This window comes from Streptomyces nanshensis, from assembly GCF_001751255.1.
Taxonomy (GTDB): domain Bacteria; phylum Actinomycetota; class Actinomycetes; order Streptomycetales; family Streptomycetaceae; genus Streptomyces; species Streptomyces nanshensis_A.
In genome coordinates this window covers 1-5,305 of sequence record NZ_LJGW01000318.1, presented here as the reverse complement: position 1 = coordinate 5,305, position 5,305 = coordinate 1, and the positions used below count along the sequence as shown (strand labels likewise).

The 5,305-nt window shown below is 71.9% G+C and carries 3 protein-coding genes and 2 pseudogenes; 4 read left to right on the top strand and 1 reads right to left on the bottom strand.

Translation table 11 applies throughout. From position 1 onward, the window contains the following. Positions 1-275 precede the first annotated feature (275 nt). The gene (locus AN218_RS18815; RefSeq protein ID WP_070018054.1) at positions 276-1,427 is read left to right on the top strand and encodes a glycosyltransferase family 4 protein; all 1,152 of its coding nucleotides are present in this window, start codon (positions 276-278) and stop codon (positions 1,425-1,427) included. A 132-nt stretch (positions 1,428-1,559) separates the two neighbouring features. Here the strand turns inward: AN218_RS18815 and AN218_RS18810 are convergent, their stop codons facing one another. Beyond that, positions 1,560-3,419, bottom strand: coding sequence for an AMP-dependent synthetase/ligase (locus AN218_RS18810; RefSeq protein WP_070018053.1), 1,860 nt, complete (start codon positions 3,417-3,419; stop codon positions 1,560-1,562). A 286-nt stretch (positions 3,420-3,705) separates the two neighbouring features. Between AN218_RS18810 and AN218_RS18805 the strand changes: the two are divergent. The 3 genes and pseudogenes from AN218_RS18805 to AN218_RS38780 all read left to right on the top strand — a co-directional run. Then, positions 3,706-4,469 (top strand): annotated as a pseudogene (locus AN218_RS18805) (metallophosphoesterase family protein). Positions 4,470-4,610: 141 nt separating this feature from the next. Then, positions 4,611-5,081, top strand: coding sequence for an SRPBCC family protein (locus AN218_RS18800; protein WP_070018052.1), 471 nt, complete (start codon positions 4,611-4,613; stop codon positions 5,079-5,081). Positions 5,082-5,088: 7 nt separating this feature from the next. After that, positions 5,089-5,305: pseudogene (locus AN218_RS38780) on the top strand (hypothetical protein); the annotation flags it as partial.

The window sequence follows — 5,305 nt, the reverse complement described above, 5'->3', positions numbered from 1 at the left end:
GTCCGGGTCGTGCGGGTCGTGCGGCGACCCGCTCTGGTGCCCGGGCTCGTGGGGTGCCGGTGCCGCCGTGCTGTCGGTCATAGCCACCTTGCCGTCGTCTGCCGGACCGGGGCGCCGCCCGGCCTGGTCCGCCGTCTCCTCCCGTCTGCCCCGCCCGCCGCCCGACACCGCACCCCGCCCGCCGACGGCGCCATCATGCCCGCGGAGGCGGGGCGTCGCGGTGACGAGACGGTGTCCGGGCGGTACCGGTCACCCGGACGGTACTGTCGGGGCCGATGCGCAAGACCTTGATCGTCACCAATGACTTCCCGCCGCGGCCCGGCGGTATCCAGGCGTTCCTGCACAGCATGGCGCTGCGTCTGGACCCCGCCGGCGTCGTCGTCTACGCCTCCACCCTCGACCGGACCCGCGAGGGCGCCGAGGAGACCGCGCGCTTCGACGCGGAGCAGCCCTTCACCGTCGTACGCGACCGTGCCGCGATGCTGCTGCCCACGCCACGGGTGACGCGGCGCGCGGTGGAGCTGCTGCGCGAACACCGCTGCGAGTCCGTCTGGTTCGGCGCCGCGGCGCCGCTCGGGCTGATGGCTCCCGCGCTGCGGCGCGCGGGCGCCCGGCGGCTGGTGGGCACGACACACGGGCACGAGGCCGGATGGGCCCAACTCCCGGCCGCCCGGACGCTGTTGCGGCGCATCGGCGAGGGCACCGACACGCTCACCTACCTCGGCGAGTACACGCGTACGCGCATCGCGCGCGCCCTCACGCCCGAGGCCGCCGCGCGCATGGTCCAACTCCCGCCCGGAGTGGACGAGAAGACCTTCCACCCCGGCTCCGGCGGCGAACGGGTGCGCCGGCGGCTCGGGTTGAGCGACCGTCCGGTGGTCGTGTGCGTCTCCCGGCTGGTGCCGCGCAAGGGCCAGGACACCCTGATCCGGGCGATGCCGCGCATCCTCGCGGCGGTGCCGGACGCCGTGCTGCTGGTGGTCGGGGGCGGTCCGTACCGCGCCGATCTGGAGAAGCTGGCGGCGGCGACGGGCGTGGAGCGCTCCGTCCGCTTCACCGGCGCCGTCCCCTGGGAGGAGCTGCCCGCGCACCACGGCGCGGGCGACGTCTTCGCGATGCCGTGCCGCACCCGCCGCGGCGGACTGGACGTCGAGGGGCTCGGCATCGTCTATCTGGAGGCGTCCGCGACCGGACTCCCGGTCGTCGCGGGGGACTCGGGCGGCGCCCCGGACGCCGTGCTGCAGGGCGAGACCGGCTGGGTCGTACGCGGCGGTGCGCCCGAGGCCCCCGAGGAGACCGCGGACCGTGTCGTGACGCTGCTGAAGGACCCGGAGCTGAGGGAGCGGATGGGCGAGCGGGGCCGGGAGTGGGTCCTGGAGAAGTGGCGCTGGGACCTGCTCGCGGAACGGCTCAAGACCCTGCTGTGACACGGGGTTTGGCACACGCGCCGCAACCCGGACCCCACCGAGCGCCGGACCCGGCGCCGGACGGGGAACCGCCGCTACGGCCCGTGGTCGGGATCGGGGTCGTGGTCGCGGTCGCCCGCGGAACACGCGGGGTCAGGCGTAGAGCGCGTCGATGTCGTCCGCGAAGTCCTTTGCCACGACGCCCCGTTTGAGCTTCAGCGACGGCGTGATGTGCCCGGACTCCTCGGTGAACTGGGTGTCCAGCACGCGGAACTTGCGTACGGACTCCGCCCGCGAGACCAGCGCGTTGCCGGTGTTCACGGCCTGCTGGAGCTCGGCCAACAGCTCCTCGTCGCGCAGCAGTTGCTCATGCGAGAGCGTCATCTTGCCGTGCTCCTGCGCCCAGCGCGGCAGGAACTCCTCGTCCAGTGTGAGCAGCGCGCCCGCGAAGGGACGTCCGTCGCCGACGACCATGCACTCGGCGACCAGCGCATGCCCGCGGATGCCGTCCTCGATGACCGACGGGGCGATGTTCTTGCCCCCCGCCGTCACCAGGATCTCCTTCTTGCGCCCGGTGATCGCGAGATAGCCGTCGGAGTCGAGCGTGCCCAGGTCGCCGGTGTGGAACCAGCCGTCGGCCAGGGCCTCTTGGGTGGCCTGCTCGTTGTTCCAGTAGCCGGTGAAGAGGTGTTCGCCGTGCAGCAGCACCTCGCCGTCGTCCGCGATGCGTACGACCGAACCGGGCAGCGGCTGGCCGACGGTGCCGATCTTCTGCCGGTCGTACGGGTTGAAGGCGGTGGCCGCACAGGACTCGGTGAGCCCGTAGCCCTCCAGCACCGTGAAGCCGATGCCGCGGTAGAAGTGGCCGAGCCGCTCGCCCAGCGGCGCACCGCCGGAGATGGCGTGGGTGGCGAGGCCGCCGAGCACCGCGCGCAGCTTGCTGTAGACGAGCACGTCGAACAGCTTGTGCCGCAGCCTCAGTCCGAGCGGGGGACCCGACGGCTCTTCCAGGGCACGGCTGTAGGCCGTCGCCGTCTCGGCGGCCTTGTCGAAGATCTTCCCCTTGCCGCCCGCCTGGGCCTGCGCACGCGCGGAGTTGAAGACCTTCTCGAAGACGCGCGGGACGCCGAGGATCATCGTCGGCCGGAACGCGGCCAGTTCGTCCGTCAGCGCCTTCACGTCCGAGACATGGCCGAGCTTGATGGGCGCCATCACGGCGGCCACCTGCACCAGGCGTCCGAAGACGTGGGCGATGGGCAGGAAGAGCAGCACGGAGGACTCGCCCGTACGGAACATGGGCCGCAGCCGCTCCACGACGTTGCCGCACTCGGCGAAGAAGCTGCGGTGCGTGAGCACGCAGCCCTTGGGGCGGCCGGTGGTGCCGGAGGTGTAGACGATGGTGGCCGGGGAGTCGGCGTTCGCGGCGGAGGAGCGGACCTCGACCGTCGCGTCGTCGATGTCGCCTCCGGCGGCGGTGAGTTGCTCGACGGCGCCCGAGCCGGAGCCGGTGCCGGCGTTTGTACGGGCGTCCGAACCGGCGTCCTCGCCACGGGAGTTGCGCGGCGGGTCGATCTGCCACACGTCCCGCAGCGCGGGCAGCCTGTCGCGTACGGACTCCACCGCGCGCAGATGCTCGTCCGTCTCGACGAGAGCGGCGACCGCGCCCGAGTCGCTGAGGATCCAGGCGATCTGCTCCGGCGAACTCGTCTCGTACACCGGCACGGTGACGGCGCCAGCGCTCCAGATCGCGAAGTCGAGCAGCGTCCACTCGTAGCGCGTACGGGACATCAGGGCCACGCGGTCGCCCTGTTGGACACCGGAGGCGATCAACCCCTTTGCGGCAGCCTGCACTTCGGCGAGGAACTCGGCGGCGCCGACGTCGGCCCACTCTCCTCCGCGCTTGCGTGCGACGACGGCGACATCCGGATGCTGGGCCGCGTTGCGGCGGATGAGATCCGTCAGATTGCCGTCGGCCGGGACCTCGTAGAGGGCCGGAAGGCTGAACTCGCGCAAGACTCTTGCTCCTCGTCGCGCCGGAGGACGGCGGCCGGTGGGGGTGCGGCCTCCGCTGGCTCGGATCCGGGGCCGCGCGGGGCCCGGATGAGATGACGGCCCGGACGTTACCCATCGGTAAAGATCGGAGGTAAGGGGTAACACCGAGATGTCTGATGCGTCACACGACTCGGGCACGTCGGCGAAAGCCTAATCCACGCCGCCCATGACGGGGAAGTAACCGCAGGTGGGAGAGGTCCGAGGGCGGGGGTGCCGCAGCGGGTCACCTCGCGCCTAGGGTGTGCCCATGCGAGTCCACGTAGTCAGCGACGTGCACGGCAACAGCCGCGACCTCGCCACCGCCGGCGAGGGCGCGGACGCGCTCGTCTGCCTGGGAGACCTGATCCTCTTCCTCGACTACGCCGACCACTCCCGCGGCATCTTCCCCGAGCTGTTCGGCGTCGAAAGCGCGGACCGCATAGTGGAGTTGCGCACCGCGCGGCGCTTCGCGGAGGCGCGTGAGTTCTCCGCGCAACTGTGGGCGGGCGTCGACCGGAAGGCGGCGACGGAACGGGCCGTGCGCAAGCAGTACGAGGAACTGTTCGCCGCGTTCCCCGCGCCCACCTACGCGACGTACGGCAATGTCGACATGCCGCCTCTGTGGCCCGAGTACGCCGGCGAGGGCACCACCGTCCTGGACGGCGAGACGGCCGACATCGGCGGACTGCGCTTCGGGTTCGTCGGCGGCGGCCTGCGTACGCCGATGCGCNCACCCCGTACGAGATCGACGACGAGACGTACGCGGCGAAGGTCGAGGCGCTCGGCGAGGTCGACGTGCTGTGCTCCCATATACCGCCGGACGTACCGGAGTTGTGCTACGACGTCGTCGCGCGCCGCTTCGAGCGCGGCAGCGAGGCGCTGCTGCGGGCCGTCCACGCGGTGCGGCCCCGCCTCCATCTCTTCGGGCACGTGCACCAGCCGCTGGTGCGGCGGATGCGGATCGGGCACACGGAGTGCGTGAACGTCGGGCACTTCAACGCGACGGGCACACCGTGGGTGCTGGAGTGGTGAGTCCGCGCGGCGGTTGGTTTCCGTACGGTCCCGTACGGCCGTACGTCGGCGGTGCAGGCCGGTAGCCCCCGTACCGGACACGCACGGTAGCCTGCGACCGGGAATCGGGGACCGCGCGCAGCATTTGGAGGAGCCACGGCGATGGCGGAACACACGAGCTCGAACATCACCATCGATGCGCCGCCCTCGGCCGTGATGGGAGTGATCTCCGACTTCGCCCGCTACCCGGAGTGGACGGGTGAGGTGAAGGAGGCCGAGGTCCTCTCCGAGGACCCGCAGGGGCGCGCGGAGCAGGTACGGCTGCTGCTGGACGCCGGCGCGATCAAGGACGAACACACCCTGGCCTACGAGTGGATCGGCGAGAACGAGGTCCGCTGGTCGCTGGTGAAGTCCCAGATGCTGCGCGAACTGGACGGCGTGTACCGGCTGGAGCCGGTGGCCGGCGGCGAACGCACCGAGGTCACCTACCAGTTGACCGTCGACGTCAAGATCCCGATGCTCGGGATGATCAAGCGCAAGGCCGAGAAGGTCATCATCGACCGCGCGCTGTCCGGGCTGAAGAAGCGGGTCGAGTCGGGCGCCGGCGGGGACGCGGACGCCGCCAAAGGCTGACGCGGGGGTGTACGGACCCGAGGAGGGACAGGGCCGCCGCGTGCCGGAGGAGCCGAAGCGGGAGCCGGAGCCGGGGGCGGAGATACCCGCGGACGCGGATCCGGACCTGGCCCCGGATCCCGACCCGGACGCGGATCCCGACCCGGACCCGGAGTCGGCGCCGCGGGTGCTGCTGGTCACCGGTGCGGGCGGCGCGGGCCGTACGACGGTCGCCGCCGCGACCG

What these genes read in the sequence shown, in the direction of transcription:
- AN218_RS18815 (WP_070018054.1), top strand. Translation starts at nt 276, where the DNA reads ATGCGCAAGACCTTGATCGTCACCAATGACTTCCCGCCGCGGCCCGGC.
- AN218_RS18800 (WP_070018052.1), top strand. Translation starts at nt 4,611, where the DNA reads ATGGCGGAACACACGAGCTCGAACATCACCATCGATGCGCCGCCCTCG.